Source organism: Rhodobium gokarnense, assembly GCF_025961475.1.
Taxonomy (GTDB): Bacteria; Pseudomonadota; Alphaproteobacteria; order Rhizobiales; family Rhodobiaceae; genus Rhodobium; species Rhodobium gokarnense.
This window is the reverse complement of sequence record NZ_JAOQNS010000021.1, coordinates 1-25,408: the sequence shown is the minus strand read 5'-3', so window position 1 is coordinate 25,408 and position 25,408 is coordinate 1. Positions and strand designations below refer to the sequence as shown.

Sequence of the window (25,408 nt, the reverse complement as noted above, 5' to 3'; positions counted from 1 at the left end):
ATGCATACTTTAGTATTTTATGATGTGTCTGCCCATGCGGAAGATTACGCAGGAACCCTGGAAACGCGCTAAAATCCGGCCATTCGGGCGCGCGCCGGCGTTACGCACACCCCGTCGCGATTGTCGAAAACCGGCCTCGTCCGGCAGGTTTTTCGAAAGGGACATCGCATCGCCGGACCCCATGCTATGATAGGTTCCGGAGTTGAAGGGGACGGGCGGTTCGCGATAAGCGGCCTTTTGAATGCCGCGATAGGGGCCGCCACGCGCGGGGGCGCAGAGGAAGGACGTCGAGCATGATCTGCCGAAAGAATCGTCGCGGAAAGCCGTTCCGCGCCGGAGTTGCCCTTGTCGCGCTCGGGCTTCTGGCGATGCCGCCCGCAGTGCTGCTCCCCTCCAGCCCGGCGGCGGCCGCACGGGAAGGCTGGACGACGAAGACCCTGCAGTCCGTGTCGCTCGACGTGCCCTCGGCCTGGACCGAGGCGGAAAGCTCGGCCAACGAATTGGTGCTCCTGGAAGCGGAAGACGGCAGCGGCGCCAGCATCACCGTCATCGTCGACGCGGATGTGACCGACATCAACGACGGCGAGACCCAGATCGGCACGTCGTCCGCTGTCGTCGCCGGCCAGATCGCCCGCCGCCTCGACTGGCGCGCCGGCAGCGAGCGCGGCGCCACCATCATCCTCTCCGATCCCGCCCATCAGGGCGGCCAGATCGCCCTCGTCCTCTCGGCACCGCAGAAGCGCTGGAACCTTGCCCGAAAAACCTTCCGGCTGGCGCTGAGGAGCATCAAGCTGACCGCGAGCGCGCCGGAGACGGCAGTGGCGGACGAGGCCTCCGCCGCCGGTGAACGTGGCGAGGACGTCGCCGCGGCCGACGAAACATCGGCACCCGATGAGCCTGCTGCATCCACCGCAGCGACGAAACTCGTGACCATCACCGGCGAGGGATTTTCGGTCAAAATCCCCGACACCTGGCAGTGGCGCGAAGGCGGGCGCGGGCTGACCGCATACCACGACGCCATTGCACCGGAAGGCGCCGCGCGGATCCGCTTCGGCGTCCTGAAGGAGGGCGGCTACGGCAGCATCGACGAGCCCTACTACCAGTTCGTCGACGGCATCCGGGGCCTCCTGAGCGAAGACGAACTGACCGCGAATAGCGAACTGGAAGACGGCGGCGTCTGGCATTTCCGCGAGGCCTATGAGGGCCGCGCCGCCGACGGCAGTGACGTCACCCTCGACATTCTTCTTGCCGACCGCCAGCGCCCGGCGATCGCCATGGCGACCCTCGCCCCGGCCGACGCGGATGCGGCGATGGCGAAGCTCCTCAAGGAGATCGCAGGGAGTGTCGCCATCGACGGCGCGGCCAAGGCCAAGGAAGAAACCGCTGAAGCACCGCAAGAGCCCGAGGCGGCCGGCGCCATAGAGGAGGCAGAGCCCGAGGCAGAGGAGACCGCAGCTGCCGAAGGGCCGGCAACCGACGAAGAGGCCGAAACGCCTTCACCACAAGACGTCGTCGCAGCAGCCGAGCCGGCGGCCGCCGGGAGCGCGCCGCCTGCCTCCACCGAACCGGTCGCGGTTTCCGGAGAGGGGTTTTCCGCAACGCTCCCCGCCGGCTGGACCTGGCGGAAGGGCGAGGCCGGATCCGTCGCGCCCTATGAGGCGGCCAGCGCCGACGGAAAAGTCCTCATCCGCTTCGCGGTCCTGAAACCCGGCGCCTATGGCGGCGGCATCGACGAGCCCTATTACCGCTTCGTCGAAGCGATGCTCACCCTGATGTCCGACGACGTGCTGACCGCCAATTCCGAAGTCGAGGATAGCGACACCTGGCATTTTCTCGAAGCCTATGAGGGCGCCAGCCAGGACGGTGCGGATGTCGGCCTTGAGGTGCTGCTCGCCGACAAGGCCGTGCCGGCCATCGCCATGGCGACCCTTGCCCCCGTCGACCTCGACGACGCCACCGCCGATGCCGTGCAGGCGATCGCCGACAGCGTCACCCTGACCGGAACGCCGGTCGCGACAGACCCCGAAGCGGCAGAGCCGCCCGAAACGGGGCCGGAAGGCGAGCCCGACGAACCGGCCGCAGAAGAACCGCCGGCGGAGGACCGCAGCGAGGCCCCGGCCACGGACAAAAGGCCGGATCAGGACACGGCATCAGCGTCCCCGGCCGCTTCGGAGCCGGACGCCGCCGACACCGGGGAAGAAACGCAGGCCGCTGCGCCGGCTCCTGATCAGAACGCATCTGCCGAGGAGCCGCCGGCCGCCACAACATCTCCAAAGGTGGCATCGGTTCCCCGGACCGGCACGGTGCAGACCGAAAAGCCCGCGGCTGCGCCCGCAGACGTCGCTCCGATCTATGTCCGCAAGGTCGAGGCCCGTGGCTTTGCGCTGCGCGTGCCGGACGGCTGGACGATCCGCGAGGACCGCGGCGCGGCCGTCGAGTCCTGGCGCCTGCGCGACAAGGCCTGGCGCGCCGGAACGGTGCCCGAAGGCGTCTTTTCCGCTGCCGTCACCGTCTCCGGCGCCAAGGGCTCCCTCGACGACCTCTTTGCCGAGACCAAGACGCATTTTGCGACCAAGGTCCTGGAGGGCGGCGAGACCTTGGGCGAAGGCACGCTGCCCTTCGGGGCCGGCGAAATGCGCTATGCCGACATCGCCGGAGCGCTCGACGCCAATGGCAGCAAAAGGATCGATGCGGTCGTGCGCCTCGCCATCGCCAGGCGCGACGGCCGGCTCCTCGTCTTTTCCGCCTTCGCGCCGGCCGCGAACCGGGGCGCCCTAGACAGGGCCTTTTCGACCGACGGCCTCGTCGCCCCGCTCGCCACGGCCGAGGCAATCGGTCTGCGCACGGAATAGGATCTTTTGCTGGGTCGGCTGCTATTCTGGCCGCGATCATTCCGGCCGGCGCCACGGGCGTCGCGGCCGACACCACAGGAGGGTTTGATGCAGTCCGCCCACTCTTTGCCGCGGCCGCTTGCCGCCGTCGCCCTTTTCGCAGCGCTCCTCGCCCTTGGCGGGCCTGCCCGCGCCAATGACAGCACCGCCCGCATCGACGCCGGCGGCCTCGTCTTCACCCAGTCCTCCGCCATCGAGATGGCCGAGGAGGACCTCTATCTCTCCCGCGGCGAGGTCCGCGTCCGCTATCTCTTCCGCAACACCTCCGACAAGGACGTCACCACCCTCGTCGCCTTCCCGCTGCCGAAGCTCACCGTCGGCGACGAGGTCAACTACAGCGTCGACGCCAACGACCCGGACAACTTCGTCGACTTCAAGGCCGCCGTCGACGGCGAGCCGATCAGCTTCGAGACCCAGGTCCGTGCCACCCGCTTCGGCGTCGACGTCACCGACGTCCTCAAGGCCTATGACGTGCCGGTGACCGGGATCACCACCGATCCCGACGAGGCCGACCTCCTCTACCAGCGCCTCAACACCCTGCCCGAGGCCGACCGGCAGGAGCTGGAATCCCATGGCGTCATGGACTGGTCGAGCGCCTGGATCGGCGAGGGAAAGCCGATCGCCTCGTTCCACTGGCAGGCCGAGGTCGTCTTCTACTGGCAGCAGACCTTCCCGGCGAACGACACCATCGAGGTCACCCATTCCTACCGCCCGGTGCCCGGCGTCTTCTTCCTCGATGCCTCGCTGCTGGAGCCGGGATCGGAATTCACGAAACAATACTGCACCGACGCCGGCTTCCGCCGCGGCGTCTCCCGCCTGGTGGAGCGCTCCCGCCACAACATCATCCACGGCAACGATCTGCGCTACGTGCTGACCACCGGCAACAACTGGCTCGGCCCCATCGGCCGCTTCTCGCTGACCATCGACAAGGGAACGCCCGACGCCCTCATCTCGCTCTGCATCGACGGCATCGAAAAGACCGGCCCGACCACCTTCGTCCACCGAGCAGAGAACTTCGCGCCGGAAAAGGACATCGACGTCCTCTTCGCCGTCCCGGTGGAGTGAGGGGCAGCACGCCGCCTTTCGATGCACAAATCGAAGAGTACCAAAGGACAGCCCACGTCTTGAGCAAGCGTTTTGTCGTCATTTCCGGCTGTTCGGGCGGGGGCAAGTCGACGCTTGTCGCCGAACTCGGCAGGCGCGGCTACGGCATCGTCGAAGAGCCCGGCCGCCGCGTCGTTGAAGAGGAACGCGCGGCGGGCGGCACCGCCCTGCCGTGGGTCGACATGGAAGCGTTCCTGCGCCGGGCGATCGACATGGCGCTGGCGGACAGGGCCGGCTCAACAAGCCAATCGGGCTGGGTGTTCTTCGACCGCGGCCTTGTCGATGCGGCCTCGGCGCTGGAAGCGCTCACCGGCGAGCCGATCCTTGCCGCGCTCGGCGCGGAGCATCGCTATCATCCTTGCGTGTTTCTGGCCCCGCCCTGGCCGGAGATCTACGGCACCGATGCGGACCGCCGGCACGGCTTCGACGAAGCCGAAGCGGAATACCGCCGGCTGACGCACGCCTTTCCGCGGCTCGGCTACGAGACCGTCATCCTGCCGAAGGCGCCGACGCCTGCGCGTGCCGATTTCGTGCTCTCGGCGCTCGCCGAGCTCGCCTAGAGCAGCGACTTCAGGGCGAATTCCGCATCGGCGGCCTGTTCCGGCGTCGGCGAGATGCCGGCGGCGAGCAGCTTGCGGCCCATCATGTGGTCGGCCGGCCGGTTGACCGTGTCGATGCCGCGCAGTTCGCCGCTGCGATAGTGGAAGATCGAGAACTTGCCCTCGGCGATGTCGCCGCGGATCTCGAACGCATCGCAGCCTTCGGAAAAGCCGACCATCTGCAGCTTGGTGGCGTACTGATCGGACCAGAACCACGGCACCGTCGTGTAGGGAACGCCGGACCCGGCAATCGCCGAGGCAACGGCCTTGCCCTGGTCGATGGCGTTCTGCACCGATTCCAGCCGCCCGCGCTTGCCGGCGAAGGGATGCTCGTAATTGGCGACGTCCCCAAGCGCATAGACATTTGGGTCCGAAGTCCGGCCATTGGCGTCGACCAGGATGCCGTTGTCACAGTCAATGCCCGCGGCCTCGGCAAGCTCCACATTCGGGATGACGCCGATGCCGACGACGACGAGTTCGCACGGCACCTCGTGGCCGTCGGCGCAGCGCACGCCGGCAACCCGGCCGTGGTCGTCGCCGATGATGCCGGTGACCACCTCGCCGCAGCGGATGTGGACGCCGTTGCCCTCGTGCAGGCGCGAGAAATAGTCGGACAGGATCGGCGGCGCTACCCGGCCGAGCACCCGGTCCATCGCCTCAAGCACCGTCACGTCCTTGCCGAGCTTGCGCGCGACAGCGGCGAATTCCAGCCCGATGAAACCGGCACCGACGACGACGACCCGCTCGGTCGTCTCCATCAGGGCGCCGATATGGTCCGCATCGTTCAGCGTCTTCATGTAGCAGACGCCGGCAAGGTCCGCGCCTTCCACCGGCAGTTCGCGGATCCGTGCACCGGTGGCGATCACCAGATGGTCGTAGGAAAGCGTGCTGCCGTCGTGGAGCGTCACGGTTTTGGCCTCGCGGTCGACGGAGGTCACCGTCGTCGACGTCCTGAGGTCGATCCTGCGTTCCTCGTAATAGGTCTCGGTGCGGAACTTGACCCGCTCCGCATCGCTGTCGCCGAGGAGATAGGCCTTGGAAAGCGGCGGGCGCTGATAGGGCAGATGCGGCTCGGCGCCGATCAGCGTGATCGTTCCCTCATAGCCCTCCTGCCGGAGGGATTCGGCGGTCTGGTACCCGCCCTGCCCGGCTCCGATAATCACCACGCCGCCCATCGATGCGTCTCCCGAATTTCGTTTCTTGGCATGCAACGCCATAGACAATAGGACGGCTCGGGAGGCAAGCCCCAGCGTGGCGCACTACTGCTGCCGGCCGCGCCAGCGGGTGCCATTGCCGCCCCGTTTCGGCTATGACGGGTGCCATGATCACGATATCCGACCGGCTCTTTCTTTCCGACGACGAAATCGAGTTGAGCTTCATCCGCGCCGGCGGCCCCGGCGGGCAGAACGTCAACAAGGTCTCGACCGCCGTCCAGCTCCGCTTCGACGCGCGCTCTTCGCCGTCGCTGCCGGACTATGTGAAGCGCCGGCTCCAGCGCATCGCCGGCAGCCGGCTGACCAAGGACGGGGTCATCGTCATCACCGCCAACCGCCACCGCACCCAGGAGGCCAACCGGCGCGACGCCGTCGAACGCCTCGTGGAAATGATCCAAAAGGCCGCGGAGCGCGACAAGCCGCGCATCCCGACCCGGCCGAGCCTCGGGTCCAAGCGGCGCCGGCTGGAGGCGAAGACCAAGCGCGGCAACGTGAAGCGCCTGCGCGGCAAGGTCGGGGGCGACGACTGACGGGCCGGGGCGTCAACGCCCCTTGCCTTTGCCGCCCGAAACGCCTTGTCTGGCAGCCAAGAAACAACGACACGGAAACGCCCCGGTGAAAGCCCTTCAAGGACTCGTCTGCGTCGCCCTGGAACAGGCCGTCGCCGCGCCCTATGCCTCCTGCAAGCTCGCCGATGCCGGCGCCCGCGTCATCAAGCTGGAGCGGCCGGAGGGCGACTTCGCGCGCTACTACGACCACCACGTCCACGGCGAATCCGCCTATTTCGTCTGGCTGAACCGCGGCAAGGAATCCTGCCGCGTCGACCTGAAGACGCCGGAGGACCGCGCGCTCGTCTCGCGCATGATCGCCCGCGCCGACATCTACATCCAGAACCTTGCCCCCGGCGCCGCCGAGCGGCTGGGGCTGTCCACCGCGGCGATGCGCGCGCGCGACGAGAGGCTGATCACCTGCGACATCTCCGGCTACGGATCGCGCGGCCCCTATCGCGACAAGAAGGCCTACGACCTCCTCGTCCAGGCCGAAAGCGGCCTCGTGTCGCTGACCGGCACACCTGAGGCGCCGAGCCGTGTCGGCGTCTCCGTCTGCGACATCGCGACGGGCATGTATGCCTACCAGGCGATCCTGGAAGCGCTGATTTCGCGCGGCCGAACGGGGCGGGGCGCTTCCATCGAGGTCTCGCTGTTCCACAGCCTCGGCGACTGGATGAACGTGCCCTATCTGCAGCACCGCTATGGCGGGGCAACGCCGAAGCGCGTCGGCCTCGCCCACCCGACCATCGCGCCCTACGGCGCATTCCGGTGCAAGGGCGGCGAGGAGATCGTCATCTCGATCCAGAACGAGCGCGAATGGCAGGTGCTGTGCGAGAAGGTGCTCGGCCGGCCGGAGCTTGCGTCCGACCCGCGCTTTTCCTCGAACGCAAGGCGTGTGGAGAACCGAGCCGATGTCGACGGCGCGATCCAGGCGGTGCTCGGGTCCGTTCCCCGTGCCGAGGTCGCGGCACGGCTCGATGCAGAGCGGATCGCCAACGGCAACATCTCGACCATGGACGACCTTCTCGCCCATCCCCAGAACCGCCTCGTCTCGGTGAAAGTCGACGGCGGCACGGCGGAATTGCTGGCCCCGGCGGCGGAGATCGACGGCGTGACGCCCGACTTCGGCCCGGTACCGGATCTCGGCGCCCACGACGCGGCGCTGCGGGCCGAATTCGCCGAGAAAGAAAGCGAAAAAGAATGACCGACTATTCGGACTGGATCGGCCGCGAGACGACCGTCGAGGAGTATCTTGCGACGGCGCCCGCCGAGCGGCTCGCCGCGACCTTAGACGCCCATGGCGCCGGCCATCCCCTTCAAGCCGGCGATGCCGTGCCGCCGCTCTGGCACTGGCTCTATTTCATGCCGGTGGCGGCCCAGGGCGACCTCGGTCCTGACGGCCATCCGGCGACCGGTGGCTTCATTCCGCCGGTGCCGCTGCCGCGGCGCATGTATGCCGGCGGCCGGATCACGCAAGCGGCGCAGCTCCGCTTCGGCGCGCCGGCGGCCATGACCAGCCGCATCGACAGCGTGGTGGAGAAGAACGGCCGCAGCGGTCCCCTCGTTTTCGTCACGCTCAGTCACGAGGTGCACCAGGACGGCAAACTCTGCGTGCGCGACGAGCAGGACATCGTCTATCGCGAGATGGTCTCCTCCGGTGCCGCCCCGGCGTCGAAGATGGGAACCCGGCCGACTGCCTGGACCGAGACCGTGACGCCCGACCCGGTGATGCTGTTCCGGTTCTCCGCCGTCACCTTCAACGGCCACCGCATCCACTATGACCGCAACCACGCGACGGAGACGGAGGGCTATCCCGGTCTCGTCGTCCACGGCCCGATGATCGCCATGCTGCTGCTGGAAGCGGCCGAGCGCCGCCGAGGCGCGATTTGCGCATATTACGAGTTTCGTGCCATGTCGCCGCTCTTCGACACCGATCCGTTCGACCTCGTCGGCATCGAAGGTGAGACGAACGACACGGTCGAACTGGAAGCCCGCGCCAAGGACGGCCGCATCGCCATGGTCGCAACGGCGCGGTTCGTGTGACGTAAAACCGAATTACGGATAATACGCAGTACGCATCATAAGGCCAATTCGCCGCTTGGAAAGCGGAAGCTTGCGCACTCCCACCCCCACTCACTCCGCGTCATTGCCGGGCTTGACCCGGCAATCCATGAGGCCTTTGTTTTCAACCCGTTAGGCTGAAGTATGCCGCACGTCATCATGGACCACCGTGTCAAGCACGGTGGTGACGCCGAGTGGGTGGGTGCTGATGTGCCCAAGAACGTGAGTGGGTACCGTCGCGCCCAAACCATGAACAGCACAGCAGCGGGTCTGGCCCGGCAGTGACGCGGGGGCAGAGAGAGGCAGTCAGCCCAATTAAAACGCCGTATGGGGTCGTAACGGAGAGAGAAAATCGCCCCCCAAACCCGCGACCACCGCCATCAAAGCACCGTCAGGATCTGCGCCCGCATCGGCTGGATCAGCGTGATGCCGTCCGGACCTTCATCCCCGTTGGCGTCCAGCGCCGCGAACACCTCGGCGCGTTTGGCTTCGCCCTTTGCCCGCCGCGCCGGATCGATCGAGACGACGCGCTCCAGGAAGGCTTCCTTGTCGGCGAAGGTCGAGATCCGCTCATAGGTCGTGTCGAGGTCGAGGGCGAAGGTGCCCGCGTCTACGGCAGCAACGATCGCCTGCTGCGCCTTTGCCCGCACCTCCGTCTCGTCGTCGATCAGCCGGACGGCGGAGAAATAGGAGCCGCTGGCCACCGGCTCGACGACGACCACGGTCGTGCCGGGCCCGCAGACGCGCGCGGCCTCGACAAGCGCCGTCGCCATCTCCGCTTGCGGAATGTGGTGCAGGCTGTTGAGGAAGATCGCGCCGTCGAACGCGCCGTCCTCATAGGGCAGTTCGGCACCGGAAAGGAGATGGAAGTCGGCCTCGGGAGCCGCCTTTTTCGCCTCCTCAAGGGCGATCTCGTTCGGGTCGAGCCCGGTGATCGTCGCGCCGCGCTCGATCAGCGCGGCGGCGAGCGCGCCCTTGCCGCAGCCGATGTCGAGGATCGACTGGCCGTCGATCTCGCCGAAGCCGAGTTCGATCACCTCCATGGCGGAGGTCGGTTCGGCAACGGTCGGAAGGCCGGTGAGTGAGGGCATTTCGATGGACATGACTGGGTCCCCTTGTTGGCGTGCTGGAATGGGCGGCGCGGGCATTTATGACATATTACAACCACCAAATCCCGGACGTGGGGCACGAAGCGGCGACGGCAAGGCAACAGATTGTCGCGCCCCACAGCGCCGCCCCCGTCGCCGCCTCCCTGCGGCGCACCTTGCCGTCGGCCTTTCGCATACCGGGTGCGATGTCCGATTGACAAGCCGGAACGCGCCTTCGATAGTGGCCGCGATGGTTCCCCGGAATCGCTTTTCGGGGATGAAAAGGGAACACGGTACGGCTTTTGCCTTTCGGCCGAGTCAAGTCCGTGGCTGCCCCCGCAACTGTATGCGGCGAGCGCTGCCCCAAACCGCCACTGGCCCCAAAAGGCCGGGAAGGCGGGGTAGCGCGACGACCCGCGAGCCAGGAGACCTGCCATCGCCCGCCGCCGGGGTTCCCCGGCGATTTGACTGACCGGACGCCGGGGTGAGCGTCGAGTGCAGTCGGCCGGGTGAGGTCCCCTCTCCCGCCGTCGCCTCTTCTCCCGCGCGTCTCCTGTGAAACCGGCAATTGAGCCGGTCGCCAAGACCATACGGGAGACTCGACATGAAAAAACTTCTGACCGCCGTGGCCGGCCTTGCCGCCGCCACCTTTGCTGCCGCGCCCGCCGCGGCCCATTTCCAGCTCGTCTACACGCCCGAAGTGAACGTCGAGGAGGCCGGAGACCTGCCCTTCAAGCTGATCTTCTGGCACCCATTCGAGAACGGCCATGTCATGGATATGGCAAAGCCTGAGGCCTTCTACGTCGTCCACAAGGGCAAGAAGACCGACCTGATGGACGCCCTCAACCCGATCACCTTCACCGGCTCGGGCAACGCGGCCGCGGCCTTCGAGGCCACCGTGCCGGTCCGCCGCAACGGCGACTACGTCTTCGTGGTGGAGCCCGCGCCCTATTACGAGGGCAGCGAGGACATCTTCATCCAGCAGATCACCAAGAGCTACGTCAACAAGGGCGGCATGCCGACCGGCTGGCACGAGCCGATCGGGCTCGCCACCGAAATCGTGCCGCTCAACAAGCCGACCAACGTGATCGCCGGCTCGACCTTTTCCGGTAAGCTGCTGGCGGACGGCAAGCCCGTTGCCGGCGCCGAGATCGAGGTGGAGTTCATGGCCGCCGAACCGGACATGGACGCCAACACGCCGAAGGATCCGACCGCCTCGCCGATGCCGGGCGGTGCCCTTGTCGCCGTCACCGATGCCGACGGCGAATTCACCTTCGGCATTCCAAAGGCCGGCTTCTGGGGCTTTGCCGCGCTCGGGTCCGGTCCGGCCAAGGAGCACGAGGGCAAGGAGCTCTCCCAGGACGCCGTGATCTGGGTCCGCGCCTACGACATCCAGTAGTGGCCCGGCGGCCCGAACGGCAACAAGAGGAGGAAAGGTCCATGCATATCGTCGACGGCGCCCTGACGCTCCCGGTCGTCGCAGGCGGCGCGGTCGTTGCCGCAGGCGGCATCGCGCTGGGGCTGAGGTCGCTGACGATGGAGAAGATCCCGGCCGCCGGCGTGCTGTCGGCCACCTTCTTCGTCGCCTCCCTCATCCACGTGCCGATCGGGCCGTCCAGCGTCCACCTGATCATGAACGGCCTTGCCGGGCTGGTGCTCGGCTGGGCCGCCTTTCCCGCCCTTTTCATAGGGCTATTGCTGCAGGCGGTTTTCTTCGGCTTCGGCGGGCTGACGGTGCTCGGCATCAACACGCTCAACATCGCCCTGCCCGCCGTCATTGTCTACTATCTCTGCCGGCGCGGCATCGCCGCCCGCTCCTCCGCCGTTGCCGCCGGCTGGGGCGCGCTCGGCGGCGGACTGGCGATCGCGTTGACGACGCTCCTCGTCGCCCTCGCCCTTTCCCTTTCTGGCGACGAATACATTCCCGCGGCAAAGCTGGTGTTCTTCGCCCATGTCCCGGTGATGGCCGTCGAAGCTCTCCTCACCGGCGCCGCCGTCCTGCTCGCCCACCGGGTCAAGCCGGAACTCTTTGATGCCCTTTCCGAAACCGAGAAGGAGGCAACGTCATGAAGCCCTTCGCGCCGCTCTTTGCCGCCGTCATGCTCCTGGCCGTGCTCGCCGCGCCGCCGGCCCTCGCCCACAAGGTCGTCCTGTCCGTCTATGCGGTCGGCGAGGCGCTGGAGGGCGAGGTCGGCTTTTCCAACGGCGACATGGCCGAGAACGCCCGCATCGACATCTATGACGATGCCGAGAAGAAGATCGGCGAGACGACGACGGACGGCGACGGCTATTTCACCTACAGGCCGACGCAGAAATCCGTCCACGTCTTCCGCGCCGACCTCGGCGCCGGCCACGTCGCCGAAGCGCGGGTGGAGATCGCCGACCTGCCGCAGGCCGCCGCGCCCGCGACCGCCGCCGCGGACCCTGCCACACCCGCCGTCGCCCCGGCCGGAACGGTGAGCGCGGCGATGGTCCCCGGCCTTTCCGCCGAGCAGCGCGCCGTCATCGCGGAAGAAATCCGCCGCGAACTCCGGCCGCTGCGCCGCGAGATCGCCGCCTACAAGGAAAAGAACGATTTGCAGAATGTCCTCGGCGGCATCGGCTACATCATCGGCCTTTTCGGCGTCGCCTTCTATGTCGCCGCCCGGCGCCGGCTGAAGGGCGCCTGATGGGGCACGTCCTGAAGACCCCGGCGAGCTCAGCCGTCCAGACCGAAACCCTGGCGCTGCCGAGCGCAGAGGCGGCCGGGACAACGCCGATCCAAGGCTTCGATCCGCGGGCGCGGATCCTCGCCGTCGTCGCGTTTGCCCTCGTCGTCGTGGTGCTGAGCGACCTTGCCGCGCTCGTCGTCGCCCTTTGTGCCAGCCTCCTCGCCATGGGGCTCGCAAATCTGCCGCCAGCGCCGACGCTGAGGCGGATGGCGATGATGGACAGCTTCATCATCTTCATGCTGATGCTGTTGCCCTTCACCATGCCGGGCGATCCGATCGTCACCATCTTCGGCTTTCCGGCAAGCTGGCAGGGGCTGATAAGGGCCGTGGAAATCGCGCTGAAGGCCAACGCGATCGTCCTGATGCTCTTGTCGTTCGTTGGCACCATGGACGCCATCACCATCGGCCGCGCGCTGCATCGCCTGAAGGCGCCGGAGCCCCTCGTCCACCTCATGATGTTCACGGTCCGCTATATCGACGTGCTCGTCGACGAATACCAGACGCTGCGCACGGCGATGAAGGCGCGCGGTTTCCGGCCGTCGAACTCGCGCCATACCTGGAAGAGTTTCGGCTATCTCGTCGGCATGATGCTGGTGCGGTCCCTGGAGCGGTCGGAGCGCATCCTGGCCGCCATGAAATGCCGCGGCTTCACCGGAACGATCCCGCTGATCGACGACCTCGCCTGGCGCCGCCGCGACCTCGGCCTTGGGCTTGTGACCTTCACCCTGCTCACCGGTCTTGCCGCCATCGAGGTGCTGCGTGCCCCTCTTTGACCTCCGGGAAATCCACTTCGCCTATCGCGGCGGCCCGCCTGTCCTCTCGGAGGTCTCGCTCAACCTGGAGCCCGGCGAGCGGCTGGCGATCGCCGGGCCGAATGGCGCCGGCAAGTCGACCCTGCTTCACATCATGGTCGGGCTTTTGAGGCCGTCGCGCGGCAGCGTCCACGCCTTCGGCGAGGAGCGCCGGGCCGAGGCCGATTTCCACGAGGTCCGCCGCCTCGCCGGCCTCGTCTTCCAGGACCCCGACGACCAGCTCTTCTGCCCGACGGTCGCCGAGGACGTTGCCTTCGGCCCGCTCAATCTCGGCAAGAGCCGGGCCGAGGCGATGGCCATCGTCGACGACGTGCTGGATCGCCTGCGCCTCGGCGATTTCCGCAACCGCGTCACCCACAAGCTGTCCGGCGGCGAAAAGCGTCTGATCACCATCGCCGCGGTGCTCGCCATGGAGCCCGAGGTGCTGCTGCTGGACGAGCCCTCCAACGCCCTCGACGAGGAAACCTGCGCCCGGCTGATGGAGATCCTCACCGGCCTTCCCCAGGCCATGGTCCTCGTCTCCCACGACCGCCCGTTCCGCGAGGCGGTTGCGACGCGCACGCTGGCGCTGCGGGGCGGGCGGCTGGAGGCGGTGTCGGACTGACGGAGATTGCCGCCTTCTGGATCGCCGCGTCGGCCTTACGGCCTCCTCGCGATGACGACCATTTTTCCCTTCGTCATCGCGAGCGAAAGCGAAGCGATCCAGAGCAGCGCTGGGGGAATGCCTCCGGGTCGCCCCCACCCTCTCCCGTCATCCCGGCCGGAGCGCAGCGGAGAGCCGGGACCCATTGCCCGTCTCGAAACGGTAGCCCGCATCGGACCTTCGCACGGCCTATCGCCGGGCCCGACGCCCCGTTCCGCTAACGAGCGACATACCGCGTGGATAGGGGCAATAGGCCCCGGCTCGGGGGCCGGGGTGACGATGGAGTGGTTGGCCGACAGAAGTGCGCCACCGCTAATGACGATCCCTTCCCCCTTGCGTCATCGCGAGCGAAAGCGAAGCGATCCAGAGCGGCGCTGGGGGAATGCCTCCGGGTCGCCCCCACCCTCTCCCGTCATCCCGGCCGGAGCGAAGCGGAGAGCCGGGACCCATTGCCCACCTCGACACGGTAGCCCGCATCTGGCCTTGGTACGGCCTATCGCCGGGCCCGACGCCCCGTTCCGCTAGCGAGCGACATACCGCGTGGATAGGGGCAATAGGCCCCGGCTCGGGGGCCGGGGTGACGGCGGTGTTTGTGGCGACAGAGGGCGCAAGACCGCCCCCTCAATCGGCCGCAATGACCCCGCGGCGCACCTGATCCCGCTCGATGGATTCGAACAGCGCCTTGAAATTGCCCTCACCAAAACCCTCGTCGCGTTTGCGTTCGATGAACTCGAAGAACACCGGGCCGAGGAGCGGCGCAGAGAAGATCTGCAGGAGCAGCCGCGGATCGCCGTCGTCGGTGGAGCCGTCGAGGAGGATGCCGCGGGCCTTTAGCTCGTCGACCGGCTCGCCATGGCCCGGCAGCCGGCCTTCCAGCATCTCGTAATAGGTGGCGGGCGGTGCCGTCATGAAGGGCAGGCCCTTGCGCTTCAGGCGGTCCCAGGCGGCGATGAGGTCGTCGCAGAGGAGCGCGATGTGCTGGATGCCCTCGCCGTTGAAATCCATCAGGAATTCCTCGATCTGGCCGGAGCCGCCCGAGGCCTCCTCATTGAGGGGAATGCGGATCTTGCCGTCCGGCGCGGTCATCGCCCGCGAGGTGAGGCCGGTATATTCGCCCTTGATGTCGAAGAAGCGCAGTTCGCGGAAATTGAAGAGCTTTGAGTAGAACTCGGCCCAGTGCGCCATACGCCCGCGATAGACGTTGTGAGTCAGGTGGTCGATGGTGGTAAAGCCGCAGCCGGCCGGATGCCGGTCGACGCCCTCAAGGAATTCGAAATCGATGTCGTAGATCGAGGAGCCGTCCTCGTAGCGGTCAATGAGATAGATCGGCGCGCCGCCGATGCCCTTGATCGCCGGCAGGCGCAGCTCCATCGGCCCGGTCGGAATCTCGACCGGCTGGGCACCGAGGGACAGCGCCCGCGCATAGGCCTTGTGGGCGTCCCGGACCCGGAAGGCGAGGCCGCAGGCGGACGGTCCGTGCTCCTCGGCGAAATAGGCAGCAAGGCTCTTCGGCTCGCGATTGAGGATGAAGTTGATGCCGCCCTGGCGGTAAAGGGCGACGTCCTTGGAGCGGTGATTGGCGACGAGCGTGAAGCCGAGCATCTCAAAGATCGGCTCCAGAACGTTCGCGTAGGGCGCGGCGAACTCGACGAACTCAAAGCCGTCGAGCCCCATCGGGTTGTCGAAAAGATCGGTCATTGGCGGGGTCCCTGTGAGAAAAAAATCGGTGCGGTCAGGCCGCGGGCGCAGCCGATACCGGCGGCGCGCAAGGAACGCCGCGAACGCTTCTGGAAAGGACCCTGGCAATGACGAGGTTCAAGCTGTCCGCCCGGTTAGTTGCAGTTGAGAAGCAATATAGCAAAATTCGCGCGGGAATTCGAATGGTCCGCTGAAAAGGACGCACCGCGCGGCCAAGAAAAAACGCCGGCGGGCAAAAGCCGACCGGCGTTGAGGCAATGAGCGGCATCTTTTGGCGGCGATGCCGGCTTTTGGACGGGCGGCGTTGGCGCCGCCCGCCGAACGCTAAGGCTTACGCGCCGGGTTGCTGGCGCATGTCGGCCGGGTCGACGCCGGCGATCTTCTCCGGCTTCTTCATGGCATCGCGCCGGAACGGCTCGCCGAGTTCCTGGTTGAGCAGCACCTCCACAAAGGTGGTGATGCCCTTCTTCTGGTCCTCGATGGCCGTGTTGAGGACGCTGGTCAGCTCTTCCATCGAGCGCGCCTGCACGCCCTTGGCACCGCAGCCCTCGGCGATCTTCGCATAGGAGACGTCGCGGTCGAGCTCCGTGCCGACGAAGTTGTCGGCGTACCAGAGCGTCGTATTGCGCTTTTCCGCACCCCACTGGTAGTTGCGGAAGATGACCATGGTGATCGGCGGCCAGTCGTCGCGGCCGCAGGCCGACATCTCGTTCATGGAGATGCCGAAGGCGCCGTCGCCGGCAAAGCCGACCACGGTGGCGTCGGGGCAGCCGATCTTGGCGCCGAGGATCGCCGGGAAGGCGTAGCCGCAGGGGCCGAACATGCCCGGCGCCAGGTATTTGCGGCCGGTCTCGAAGGTCGGATAGGCGTTGCCGATGGCGCAGTTGTTGCCGATGTCGGTGGACATGATGGCGTCCTTCGGCAGCGCCGCCTGGATTGCCCGCCAGGCCTGGCGCGGCGACATCAGGTCCGAATCCCGGTCGCGGGCGCGCTCGTTCCAGGTCGTGCCCGGATCGTCGTCCTCGTGGTCCATCGAGGACAGCGTCTGCAGCCAGGCCGACTTGGTCTGGTGGATCAGCGCCTTGCGCTCGTCGCGACCGGCATCGCCGGCGCTCGGCGACAGCGCCGCCAGGATGTCCTGGGCGACCAGCTTGGCGTCCCCGCAGATGCCGACGGAGACCTTCTTGGTCAGGCCGATGCGGTCCGGATTGATGTCGACCTGGATGATCTTGGCGTCCTTCGGCCAATAGTCGATGCCATAGCCGGGAAGGGTCGAGAACGGATTGAGACGGGTGCCGAGCGCCAGCACCACGTCGGCCTTGGAGATCAGCTCCATGGCGGCCTTGGAGCCGTTGTAGCCGAGCGGGCCGACGGCGAGCGGGTGCGAGCCCGGGAAGCTGTCATTGTGCTGGTAGCCGGAGCAGACCGGGGCGTCGAGCTTCTCGGCCAGCGCCGCGCAGTCGCCAATGGCGTTGCCGATGACGACGCCGCCGCCGGACAGGATCACCGGGAACTTGGCCTCCGACAGCAATTCCGCCGCCTGCTTGATGGAACCGCGGCCGCCTGAGGTGCGCTCCAGCGCCACGATCTGCGGCAGCTCGATGTCGACGACCTGGGTCCAGAAATCGCGCGGCACGTTCATCTGTGCCGGCGCCGAGGCGCGCCACGCCTTCTCGATCACCCGGTTGAGCACTTCGCCGACGCGCGAGGCGTCGCGCAGCTCTTCCTGATAGGCGACCATGTCGCGGAACATCGCCATCTGGTCGACCTCCTGGAAGCCGCCCTGGCCGATGGTCTTGTTGGCGGCCTGCGGGGTCACCAGCAGCATCGGCGTGTGGTTCCAGTAGGCGGTCTTGATGGAGGTGACGAAGCCGGTGACGCCGGGCCCGTTCTGGGCGATGGCCATGGCCATCTTGCCGGTCGTCCGTGTGTAGCCGTCACACATATAGCCGGCATTGGTCTCGTGCGCGCAGTCCCAGAACTTGATGCCGGCCTGGGGGAACAGGTCGGACACGGGCATCATCGCCGAGCCGATAATGCCGAAGGCCTGATCGATGCCGTGCATCTGGAGGACTTTGATGAAGGCTTCTTCGGTGGACATTCTCATGGGGGATACACTCCTTGGTGCGATCGAAGGTATCGCGACAAAAGGTCGGGCATTGGTCCGAAGCGGTATCAGACGGCAGGCGCGGGACGGCTTGTCGCGAAGATCATAGGGCCGATGGAACGGTCGTGTCCGACGGTCTGGCGGTTTCTCAGCTCACTCTAGCGTTACACACACGTTGAGGCCCATTGATGCAAGTCGGTCGGCTTTTCTTGCCGCGAAGGGGAAACCGTATCGCCGGCTCCACCTGGTCACCACACCGGCGGGATTCCCGCCTCCGCGTTCCATGCAAATTGCTCTGTTTTTGAGACTTGCAGTCTCGTAATTAGACGATATGCCGCAGTTGTCAACGGTTTTTCCCGTATTCCCTTTGGCGAGCCCGCGCCCGCGGAAAACCGCGCCGGATCGCGCCCCGCCCATCGCCCTAGCCCGCCGCTTCCGCGTTGATGACGGCGGCAAGCTGTTCGGCGCCCTCGCGCAGCACGGGAAGGTGGCCGATGACGTCCTCAAGGCTCATGCGCTGGACCGGTCCGTGCACGGCGAGGATGGCCGCGAGCCGCCCCCCGGCATCGCGCACCGGCACGGCCAGCGCCACCATGCCCTCGATGAATTCCTCGTTGTCGATCCCGTAGCGGCGCTTCGCCGTCGCCTCCACCTCGGCCATCAGCGCTTCCGGCGCCGTCAGCGTGTTGGGGCCGTATTTGCGCAAGGTGAGCGCATGGACCAGCGTGTGCCGCTGGGCCTTCCTGAGGCTCGACAGGTAGAGCTTGCCGCTGGCCGTGCAGTGGAACGGCACCCGCCCGCTGACCGGCAGGTCGACCTTCAGGGGCCAGCGCGATTCCACCCGGTCGAGATAGAACATGCCGTCCTTGTCGTGGCTAACGATGTTGCAGGTCTCGCCGAGCCGGGTCGACACCCGCTCCAGGATGGCGTGCCGCTCCTGGAAGATCGACGAGAACTGGGTGACCCCGGCGGCCGTCTCGCGCATGCGCCGTCCCGGCAGGTAGCGCCGCCCGTCGAGATCGCGCTCCAGGAACCCCTCCGCCTCGAGCTGCTGGCAAAGCCGGTGGATGGTCGGCTTCGGCAGGCCGAGGGCCGCGGTGATCTCCGTTGCCGTCATCGGCGTCCCGGTGCGGGCCAGTTCCTCCAGGATGATCAGGCTGCGGATGCCGGTCGGAACGCGACCTTCGCCGGTCTCGTCGTCGCGTTCCGAATGTCCCGGCAAGAAGGCCTCCGTCATCACTGGTAGACGCCCGCTCCTGTATTGAAGAGCAGGATCGTCGATAGCTGCGGCACCAGCGCCACGATCACCCAGACGGCGATGAGCGCGAAAAGGTAGGGCATGGTGTATCGCAGCAGCCGGAAATAGGGAATGCCTGTGATGCCGCTGGCAACGTAGAGGTTGAGGCCGTAGGGCGGGGTGATGAAGCCGATGGCATCGCCGATCAGGAAGATGACGGCGAAGTGGATCGGGTCGACGCCGATGGAGGCGGCGATCGGCGCCAGGATCGGTGCCAGGATGATGGTGTTGGGAAGGCTTTCCAGGATCGTCCCGGCGATCAGCACGATGCCCATGCAGGCAAAGAGGATGGCGTAGTAGCCGCCCAGTTCGCCGAGCATGCCGGTGACGAACGCCTTGGCGCCGAGCAGCGTCAGGATCTGCTGCATGACGACGGAAATCGCGATCAGCGGCGCAAGCAGACCGGTGATCTGGCCGGAGCGCATGATCAGCGTCGGCAGCTCCAGCGGGCTGAAGCCCGGCACCACGAGGTTGCCGAGGATGCCGCGGCTGTCGATTTCCGCCACATGGGCGCCGCCCTCCGCGTCCGGCGCGACGTCGTCGCCGACCTGCGGGCGCCCGCGCCGGTCCTGGATCCGCATCAGGACCTTGTGGATCGGATAGCAGACGAGGCCGGCAATGGCGCAAAAGCCCGCGGTGACGCCCGCCGCCTCGGTCGGCGAGAAAGCACCGGTATAGATGCCCCAGAGCACCAGGCCGATGGCAAAGAAGCCGAGCCAGGCGCCGAAGGCCGTGCCGATGATCCGCTTCAGGCGCAACTGGATCAGATGGCCCCAGCCGTTCTTGTGGCAGATCCACCAGCACGCCGCCTGCATGGCCGCGACCATCATCACGCCCGGCAACAGGCCGCCGATGAACAGGTCGCTGATGGAAAGGTTCATCAGGAAGCCGTAGACGATGAAGATGATCGACGGCGGGATGATGATGCCGACGGTGCCGCCGGAAGCAGCGGTCGCGGCGGCGAAGTTCTCGTCGTAGCCGCCCTTGACCATTTCCGGATGCATGATCGAGCCGATCGCCGCCGTCGTGGCCGAATTGGAGCCGGAGATGGCCGCGAACAGGCCGCAGGCGCCGAGCGCCGCCATGGCGAGGCCACCGCGCAGCCAGCCGAGGATCGAATAGGCGAAATCGGACAGCCGCTTGGCAATCCCGGCGCCGTTGATGAGATCGCCGGTAAGGATGAAGAGCGGCAGCGCCAGAAGGCCGAAGAAGTTGAGGCCCTCATAGAGGGTGACGCCGAGATTGGCGAGGGTGAAGTCGATGACGATGCTGACGCCGATGACCCAGAAGCCGATGACCAGGAAGATCGGCACGCCGATGAGGAACAGGAGCGTGACGCCGATCGAGATCAGGAAGATGAGGGTTTGTTGATCCATGGGGTGACCCTCTAATCGCCGAGAATGCTGGTCTGGATGTCGAGGGACTCGCCGCGCCGGTACTTGGCGACGTCCTCATAGACGTTCTGCAAGACGCGCACGATGAGGAGCGAGAAGGCGAGCGGCGTTGCCAGGTAGAACCACCACTGCATGACGTCGTCGGTGCCCTGGACGATGGCGAAATTGTCCCTGGCGAGCTGCACCTGGTGCACGGTGAAATAGATGACGATCGCGGAGAAGATGATCCACAGCGCCGCATCGAGCAGGAGGCAGAGGAACTGCACGGTATAGGGGAGCCGGACCCTCAGTTCGTCGAAGCGCAGATGGGTGCGGATGCGCACATTGTAGGCGCAGCCGGCCCAGACGATCCACAGGAACAGGTAGACCGGGATGGTGCTGCTCCAGGGCGCCTGCTCGTTGATCGTGAAGCGACGGATCACCTCCACGAAGACGATCAGCGCCATCACCGTGTAGCTCACGAGGATGACGACGCGCTCGACGTTGCGGTCGAGCCACCGGATGACGGGCATGCACTCCCTCCCTTATCTGCAATTTGAGATTGATGTTCGCGCGGGCGGGCCGGACCGGTCAACGGCACGCCTTGAGGCAACACCGACGGCACGCAGAAGCGATACCGGGGGCGTTCCTCAAGGCGGCCATCGACGGAAAAGGGTGCGGCGGGCCGACCACACCCTTGCCGATGTCTCGGACGACGGGCCCGATTAGCCCTTCCACCAGCGCCGCGGCTCGACGTTCTCCGGCTTGGTGTCGGCCGGGATCTCCCGGGCGATGTCGTAGATGGTCTTGTAGGTGTCCATGCCGCCGGACCAGTCGTTGAGGCGCTCGCGCCACTTCTCCCACGGCTCCGGCTTGAATTCCGGCGAGCACATCTGTTCGGCCTCGTGGCGGGCCGCATCGTCGAGCATGGCGACGCGGACGTTGTTCTTGGCGAACAGGGTGTCAGGAAGCTGCGGGTCGGAGAAGCCGACGGTGTTGACGAGGGCCGCCTCGTTCGCCGCCTGGATCTGCACCTGGGTCAGGTAGGCCGATTCCATGACGGCGTCCTGCAGGTCGCCGGACAGCTCATCGAACTTCGACGCGCTCATCGAGGTGTGCTCGGTGCCGCAGAAGAAGCCAAGATTGACGCACTGCGAGACCACCGGCGACATGTTGGCGTAGGCGACCGCCGCGGCCCAGGTCTCCGCGCCGTCGATGAGGCCCTGTTTGAGGCCGTCCAGCGTCTCTTCCCAGGCGATCGGCGTCGGGTTCAGCTCCATCAGCTCCATGGCAATGCGGCCGAGCTGGGTGCCGGTGACGCGGTTCTTGGTGCCGGCGAGGTCCTTGACGCTCTTGACCAGCGGCTTGTCCTTCCATTTGAGGCCAAGCTGGATGCCGCGCAGCTCGCAGTGGGTGAACAGGAACTGCAGGCCGTGGCGCTTGCGCAGCGGCTCGCGCAGCACCTTCTCGCTGCCCGGATGGTAGAAGAAGTAGTACTGCGAGGCCCGGGTCGGGAACATGTAGGCGTAGTCGAGGACGTTGAGATAGGGCGCGCCGCCGGCCGAGTTCTGGGTCGAGGCAGAGAACACGTCGGTGATGCCCTGCTGGGTCTTCTTCACGCAGTCGAGCTGGCCGCACATCTGGTTGGAGCCGATGAACTCGATGCGGATGGCGCCGTCCGAGCGCTCCTCGATGTCGCGCACGAATTCCAGGCAGCCGGCGCGCTCGATCAGGAGATTGCGCTCGTTGAAGCCGGCCGCACCGAATTTCCAGGTGTGCTTGGCCGGCGTCTTGAAGCGCTTTTCGTAGGTGGAGTTCGCCGCTTCGGCGAGACGCGACAGCGTTACGGTGCCGGTCAGGCCGCCAGCCGCGACCAGCGTCGAGGTGATCCCGAACTGCTTGGTGAGGCGCAGTATGTCGCGGCGTGAAATTCCCTTGAGCTTCTCGGATGCTGTCAGCATCGGCTTCCTCCCTGTTATCGCCTGCATATGCGTGTCGTTTGCATATGCGTTGAGCAAAATTATGTTTTTTTGAGACTGACAGTCTCAATATTAATGCTATATGCATTGTAATGTAAACGCCAAAAGTGGACCGCATTCACGCGGCCGATAAAAAATGTCGATAAAAATTTTGGGAGCCGTCCATGGAGTACGATTACATCGTCGTCGGCGCCGGATCCGCCGGCTGCGTCCTCGCCAACCGCCTGTCGGCCGATCCGAAGAAACGCGTTCTGCTCCTGGAGGCCGGCGGCCGCGACACCAATCCCTGGATCCATGTGCCGGTCGGCTATTTCAAGACCCTGCACAATCCCAGGACCGACTGGTGCTTCAAGACCGAGCCCGATCCGGGCCTCAACGGGCGCAGCCTGCAATGGCCGCGCGGCAAGGTGCTCGGCGGCTCCTCCTCCATCAACGGCCTTCTCTATATCCGCGGCCAGCGCGAGGATTACGACCACTGGCGCCAGCTCGGCAATGTCGGCTGGTCCTATGACGACGTACTGCCGTTCTTCCGCAGGTCGGAACACCAGGAGCGCGGCAGCGACGATTTCCACGGCGCCGACGGCGAGCTCTCCGTCACCAATCTGCGCGCCCGGCGCGACATCTGCGATGCCTATATCGCCGCCGCCGAGGAACTCGGCGTGCCGCGCACCGACGACTTCAACGGCGCCAGCCAGGAGGGCGCCGGCTACTTCCAGCTCACCGCGAAAAACGGCCTGCGCTGTTCGTCTGCCACGGCCTTTCTGAAGCCGGCTAAGAACCGACCAAACCTGGAGATCGTGACCCACGCCCATGTGGAGCGGCTGGTGTTCGCGAACGAGGCGCCCGAGCGGGTCGACGGCATCCGCTACGCCGTCGGCAACGAGCCGCGGCTCGCGACGCTGAGGGCCGGCGGCGAGGTGATCCTGTCCGCCGGCGCCATCGGCTCGCCGCAGATCCTGCAGCTCAGCGGCATCGGTCCGGGCGCGCTGCTGCAGGAGATGGACATCCCCATCGTGCGCGACCTTGCCGGCGTCGGCGAGAACCTGCAGGACCATCTGCAGGTGCGCATGATCTACGAGGTCAACGTCCCGACCCTCAATGACGAGATCAACAACCTGATCCGCCGCGGCATGATCGGCCTGCAATTCGTGCTGAAGCGTTCCGGCCCGATGGCGATGGGCGCCAGCCAGGTCTGCATTTTCGCCAAGACCCGCCCGGAACTGGAAACGCCGGACATCCAGTTCCACGTCCAGCCGCTCTCCGCCGACAAGCCCGGCATCGAGATGCACCGCTTCTCCGGCATCACCTCCTCGGTCTGCCAGTTGCGCCCGGAAAGCCGCGGCCGCATCGCCATCGCCGCGCCCGACCCGCGCACCTATCCGAAGATTTTTCCCAATTACCTTTCCGCGTTGCGCGACCAGGAAACGGTGGTCGACGCCATGCGCTTTTCCCGCCGCCTCGTCGGAACCGCGGCCCTCTCGTCGTTCATAGTCGCTGAAAAGGTGCCTGGGGCCGAGGTCGACGGCGAAGACAACCTGCTGGAAGCCGCCCGCAACATCTCCCAGACGATCTATCACCCGACCAGCACCTGCAAGATGGGCCATGACGCGGGCGCCGTCGTCGACGACCGCCTGCGCGTCCACGGCATCGAGGGCCTCAGGGTCGCCGATGCCTCGATCATGCCGACCATCGTCTCCGGCAACACCAACGCCCCGACGATCATGATCGGCGAGAAAGCCAGCGCCATGATCCTGGAAGACGGAAAGGGCTGAGGCGGGCGGGAACTGCCGGCGGCGCGGCAGTCGGCCCGCTGGCGGGCCGTCATGGAATCCTTATGATGGCCGGCAACAATACGGGCGCCGCGAATCGCGCGCCCTCCTCCCGCCTGCCATCGGACCGCATGACATGGATTTCTCCGAGGCGACCCTCGCCACCCTCATCGATATCGTCCGCCAGGCCGCAAGCGACGAGATCGTGCCGCTCTTCCGCAACCTTCCTGGCGATGCCATCGACACCAAGGCGCACGCCAGCGATTTCGTCACCAAGGCCGACCGGCGCGCCGAAGAGGTGATTACCGCCCGCGTCCGCGACGCCTTCCCGCTGGCCACAGTGATCGGCGAGGAGGCCGTCGCCGACGACCCGGGCCTTCTGGAAAAAATCGCCGATGCAGAACGGTCGGTCATCATCGACCCCATCGACGGCACCTGGAATTTCGTCGACGGCCTGCCGCTCTTCGGCGTCATGCTCGCGGTCGCCGAGGGCGGGCGCACGAAGCTCGGTATCGTCTACGACCCGCTCGGCGACGACTGGGTTTGCGCGATCGAGGGGCTTGGCGCCTGGTACGGCAACGCAAAAGGCGCCCGCCGGCGCCTGTCGGTCACGCCCGTCGAGGATTTCAGACACGCCGTCGGTTTCTTCTCCATCTTCCTGTTCGAGGACGAGGTGGAGAAGGCCCGAATGGCGCAAAAGCTTGCCGCCTTCCACCGGGTGCTGACCCTGCGCTGCTCCGCCTACGAATACCGCATGCTGGCCCTCGGCAGCGCGTCGTTCCTGCTGACGCCGCACATCCGGCCCTGGGACCACGCGGCGGGCGAACTCATCTTCCGCGAAGCCGGCGGCCACGCCGCCCTCGTCGACGGCCGCCCCTACAGCCCGGCCCGCGAGGACGGCATGCTGCTTCTGGCGCCGGACGAGGCCACCTGGCACGCGCTCAGGGAGCATTTCGAGGTCGGATAGGCCGGGGTAGGTTGCCGGCGAAAGAGTGATGTCGAAAGGCTGCATGGATTGCCGCGTCGGCCTTACCTGGCTCGCGTCACCCGCCGCTCCCCGTCCTTCGGACCCTCGCAATTGTCTGTTTGAAGTTGGTTAGGATCGTTGTGTCGCCGCAGATGGCGATGCCGGGTCCGGGGCGGCCGCTCCGGACCCGGCGCGGATGGGTCGGCCGTCTCGCAATCGGGTGAAGACACCCGCCGTCATCCGGGTCGCCCGTCCGCTTTCCGCAATCGCTTGATGTGTTGCCAGGGTTTGACGCCCGCAGACAATCGCAAGCACGACGGAGCATAATCCCGATGACCAACCGATCCAACGACCTGCGCGTCCTTGGCTGCGATGTCGGCAAGGACAGCATCACCCTGTTCGATACCCTGAGCGGCCAAACGCGCTGCCTCGACAACACCCCGAAAGCCTTGCGCCGGGCCCTTGCCGAGGTGATGCCGGACCCGGCCGGAGCGCTTCTGGTCTGCGAGGCGACGGGCGGCCACGAGGCAGCGCTTCTGGCCGC

Annotated in this window: 21 protein-coding genes, 1 pseudogene and 1 riboswitch; of the genes and pseudogenes, 14 read left to right on the top strand and 8 right to left on the bottom strand. The window is 66.4% G+C overall.

Features of this window, described 5'->3' with window-relative positions; genetic code table 11:
- The first annotated feature begins 293 nt into the window (after positions 1-293).
- The 3 genes from M2319_RS22880 (at position 294) to M2319_RS22870 (ending at position 4,555) form a co-directional block, all read left to right on the top strand.
- Complete coding sequence (locus M2319_RS22880) at positions 294-2,852, top strand: hypothetical protein (protein ID WP_264603794.1); 2,559 nt, start codon at positions 294-296, stop codon at positions 2,850-2,852.
- 87 nt (positions 2,853-2,939) lie between these two features.
- Complete coding sequence (locus M2319_RS22875; protein WP_264603793.1) at positions 2,940-3,956, top strand: DUF4424 domain-containing protein; 1,017 nt, start codon at positions 2,940-2,942, stop codon at positions 3,954-3,956.
- 59 nt (positions 3,957-4,015) lie between these two features.
- Positions 4,016-4,555 (top strand): AAA family ATPase, encoded by a 540-nt coding sequence (locus M2319_RS22870; protein WP_264603792.1) that lies wholly within the window; start codon positions 4,016-4,018, stop codon positions 4,553-4,555.
- On the opposite strand, the gene M2319_RS22865 is transcribed toward M2319_RS22870, so the two are convergent.
- On the bottom strand, positions 4,552-5,769 hold the full coding sequence (locus tag M2319_RS22865; RefSeq protein ID WP_264603791.1) for an NAD(P)/FAD-dependent oxidoreductase: 1,218 nt from the start codon (positions 5,767-5,769) through the stop codon (positions 4,552-4,554). The two genes, M2319_RS22870 and M2319_RS22865, sit on opposite strands and share 4 nt — an antisense overlap.
- Before the next feature lie 146 nt (positions 5,770-5,915).
- On the opposite strand from M2319_RS22865, the gene arfB reads away from it, so the two are divergent.
- From arfB to M2319_RS22850, 3 genes are all read left to right on the top strand, one after another.
- Entirely contained in the window at positions 5,916-6,338 is a 423-nt protein-coding gene (arfB, locus tag M2319_RS22860; RefSeq protein WP_264603790.1) for an alternative ribosome rescue aminoacyl-tRNA hydrolase ArfB, read from the top strand.
- A gap of 85 nt (positions 6,339-6,423) precedes the next feature.
- Positions 6,424-7,563 (top strand): CaiB/BaiF CoA transferase family protein, encoded by a 1,140-nt coding sequence (locus tag M2319_RS22855; RefSeq protein WP_264603789.1) that lies wholly within the window; start codon positions 6,424-6,426, stop codon positions 7,561-7,563.
- On the top strand, positions 7,560-8,402 hold the full coding sequence (locus M2319_RS22850) for an acyl-CoA dehydrogenase (protein WP_264603788.1): 843 nt from the start codon (positions 7,560-7,562) through the stop codon (positions 8,400-8,402). The genes M2319_RS22855 and M2319_RS22850 overlap by 4 nt, the downstream gene beginning before the upstream one ends.
- A 398-nt stretch (positions 8,403-8,800) precedes the next feature.
- Here M2319_RS22850 and M2319_RS22845 read toward each other — a convergent pair whose 3' ends face one another.
- Entirely contained in the window at positions 8,801-9,523 is a 723-nt protein-coding gene (locus tag M2319_RS22845) for a class I SAM-dependent methyltransferase (protein ID WP_264603787.1), read from the bottom strand.
- Positions 9,524-9,742: 219 nt separating this feature from the next.
- A riboswitch (cobalamin riboswitch) is annotated at positions 9,743-9,960 on the top strand.
- A gap of 152 nt (positions 9,961-10,112) precedes the next feature.
- On the opposite strand from M2319_RS22845, the gene M2319_RS22840 reads away from it, so the two are divergent.
- Genes M2319_RS22840 through M2319_RS22820 form a run of 5 tightly spaced genes read left to right on the top strand, consistent with a single transcriptional unit; the run spans position 10,113 to position 13,635 of the window.
- A complete protein-coding gene (locus tag M2319_RS22840) occupies positions 10,113-10,907 on the top strand; it encodes a DUF4198 domain-containing protein (RefSeq protein WP_264603786.1) in 795 nt (264 codons plus the stop codon).
- 41 nt (positions 10,908-10,948) lie between these two features.
- Positions 10,949-11,578, top strand: coding sequence for a cobalt transporter CbiM (gene cbiM, locus M2319_RS22835; RefSeq protein WP_264603785.1), 630 nt, complete (start codon positions 10,949-10,951; stop codon positions 11,576-11,578).
- Complete coding sequence (locus M2319_RS22830) at positions 11,575-12,177, top strand: transthyretin-like family protein (RefSeq protein WP_264603784.1); 603 nt, start codon at positions 11,575-11,577, stop codon at positions 12,175-12,177. Before cbiM ends, M2319_RS22830 begins: the two co-directional genes overlap by 4 nt.
- Positions 12,177-12,992 (top strand): cobalt ECF transporter T component CbiQ, encoded by an 816-nt coding sequence (gene cbiQ / locus M2319_RS22825; RefSeq protein ID WP_264603783.1) that lies wholly within the window; start codon positions 12,177-12,179, stop codon positions 12,990-12,992. Before M2319_RS22830 ends, cbiQ begins: the two co-directional genes overlap by 1 nt.
- Positions 12,979-13,635 carry an energy-coupling factor ABC transporter ATP-binding protein gene (locus M2319_RS22820; RefSeq protein ID WP_264603782.1) on the top strand — a complete coding sequence of 219 codons (657 nt, stop codon included), beginning with the start codon at positions 12,979-12,981 and terminating at the stop codon, positions 13,633-13,635. The genes cbiQ and M2319_RS22820 overlap by 14 nt, the downstream gene beginning before the upstream one ends.
- A 660-nt stretch (positions 13,636-14,295) precedes the next feature.
- On the opposite strand, the gene hppD is transcribed toward M2319_RS22820, so the two are convergent.
- From hppD to M2319_RS22790, 6 genes are all read right to left on the bottom strand, one after another.
- Positions 14,296-15,372, bottom strand: a complete 1,077-nt coding sequence (gene hppD / locus M2319_RS22815) for a 4-hydroxyphenylpyruvate dioxygenase (protein ID WP_264603781.1) — start codon at positions 15,370-15,372, stop codon at positions 14,296-14,298.
- A 331-nt stretch (positions 15,373-15,703) separates the two neighbouring features.
- Complete coding sequence (xsc, locus tag M2319_RS22810) at positions 15,704-17,479, bottom strand: sulfoacetaldehyde acetyltransferase (RefSeq protein ID WP_264603780.1); 1,776 nt, start codon at positions 17,477-17,479, stop codon at positions 15,704-15,706.
- 421 nt (positions 17,480-17,900) lie between these two features.
- A complete protein-coding gene (locus M2319_RS22805) occupies positions 17,901-18,701 on the bottom strand; it encodes an IclR family transcriptional regulator (RefSeq protein WP_264603779.1) in 801 nt (266 codons plus the stop codon).
- A 14-nt stretch (positions 18,702-18,715) separates the two neighbouring features.
- Positions 18,716-20,152: a TRAP transporter large permease gene (locus M2319_RS22800; RefSeq protein ID WP_264603778.1), complete on the bottom strand. Its 1,437-nt coding sequence runs from the start codon at positions 20,150-20,152 to the stop codon at positions 18,716-18,718.
- Positions 20,153-20,163: 11 nt separating this feature from the next.
- Positions 20,164-20,682 carry a TRAP transporter small permease gene (locus tag M2319_RS22795; RefSeq protein ID WP_264603777.1) on the bottom strand — a complete coding sequence of 173 codons (519 nt, stop codon included), beginning with the start codon at positions 20,680-20,682 and terminating at the stop codon, positions 20,164-20,166.
- Between the two features lie 192 nt (positions 20,683-20,874).
- Positions 20,875-22,110, bottom strand: a complete 1,236-nt coding sequence (locus M2319_RS22790; protein ID WP_264603776.1) for a TRAP transporter substrate-binding protein — start codon at positions 22,108-22,110, stop codon at positions 20,875-20,877.
- Between the two features lie 182 nt (positions 22,111-22,292).
- Here M2319_RS22790 and M2319_RS22785 point away from each other — a divergent pair, with 182 nt between their 5' ends.
- From M2319_RS22785 to M2319_RS22775, 3 genes and pseudogenes are all read left to right on the top strand, one after another.
- Positions 22,293-23,900, top strand: coding sequence for a GMC family oxidoreductase (locus M2319_RS22785; RefSeq protein ID WP_264603775.1), 1,608 nt, complete (start codon positions 22,293-22,295; stop codon positions 23,898-23,900).
- A gap of 133 nt (positions 23,901-24,033) precedes the next feature.
- Complete coding sequence (locus tag M2319_RS22780; protein WP_264603774.1) at positions 24,034-24,864, top strand: inositol monophosphatase family protein; 831 nt, start codon at positions 24,034-24,036, stop codon at positions 24,862-24,864.
- Between the two features lie 332 nt (positions 24,865-25,196).
- A pseudogene (locus M2319_RS22775) lies at positions 25,197-25,408 on the top strand (hypothetical protein); the annotation flags it as partial.

Excerpts from the sequence above, each read along its gene's own strand:
- M2319_RS22880 (WP_264603794.1), top strand. The coding sequence starts at position 294 with ATGATCTGCCGAAAGAATCGTCGCGGAAAGCCGTTCCGCGCCGGAGTT.
- M2319_RS22875 (WP_264603793.1), top strand. The coding sequence starts at position 2,940 with ATGCAGTCCGCCCACTCTTTGCCGCGGCCGCTTGCCGCCGTCGCCCTT.
- M2319_RS22865 (WP_264603791.1), bottom strand. The coding sequence starts at position 5,769 with ATGGGCGGCGTGGTGATTATCGGAGCCGGGCAGGGCGGGTACCAGACC.
- arfB (WP_264603790.1), top strand. The coding sequence starts at position 5,916 with ATGATCACGATATCCGACCGGCTCTTTCTTTCCGACGACGAAATCGAG.
- M2319_RS22850 (WP_264603788.1), top strand. The coding sequence starts at position 7,560 with ATGACCGACTATTCGGACTGGATCGGCCGCGAGACGACCGTCGAGGAG.
- M2319_RS22845 (WP_264603787.1), bottom strand. The coding sequence starts at position 9,523 with ATGTCCATCGAAATGCCCTCACTCACCGGCCTTCCGACCGTTGCCGAA.
- M2319_RS22840 (WP_264603786.1), top strand. The coding sequence starts at position 10,113 with ATGAAAAAACTTCTGACCGCCGTGGCCGGCCTTGCCGCCGCCACCTTT.
- cbiM (WP_264603785.1), top strand. The coding sequence starts at position 10,949 with ATGCATATCGTCGACGGCGCCCTGACGCTCCCGGTCGTCGCAGGCGGC.
- M2319_RS22830 (WP_264603784.1), top strand. The coding sequence starts at position 11,575 with ATGAAGCCCTTCGCGCCGCTCTTTGCCGCCGTCATGCTCCTGGCCGTG.
- cbiQ (WP_264603783.1), top strand. The coding sequence starts at position 12,177 with ATGGGGCACGTCCTGAAGACCCCGGCGAGCTCAGCCGTCCAGACCGAA.
- hppD (WP_264603781.1), bottom strand. The coding sequence starts at position 15,372 with ATGACCGATCTTTTCGACAACCCGATGGGGCTCGACGGCTTTGAGTTC.
- xsc (WP_264603780.1), bottom strand. The coding sequence starts at position 17,479 with ATGAGAATGTCCACCGAAGAAGCCTTCATCAAAGTCCTCCAGATGCAC.
- M2319_RS22800 (WP_264603778.1), bottom strand. The coding sequence starts at position 20,152 with ATGGATCAACAAACCCTCATCTTCCTGATCTCGATCGGCGTCACGCTC.
- M2319_RS22795 (WP_264603777.1), bottom strand. The coding sequence starts at position 20,682 with ATGCCCGTCATCCGGTGGCTCGACCGCAACGTCGAGCGCGTCGTCATC.
- M2319_RS22790 (WP_264603776.1), bottom strand. The coding sequence starts at position 22,110 with ATGCTGACAGCATCCGAGAAGCTCAAGGGAATTTCACGCCGCGACATA.
- M2319_RS22785 (WP_264603775.1), top strand. The coding sequence starts at position 22,293 with ATGGAGTACGATTACATCGTCGTCGGCGCCGGATCCGCCGGCTGCGTC.
- M2319_RS22780 (WP_264603774.1), top strand. The coding sequence starts at position 24,034 with ATGGATTTCTCCGAGGCGACCCTCGCCACCCTCATCGATATCGTCCGC.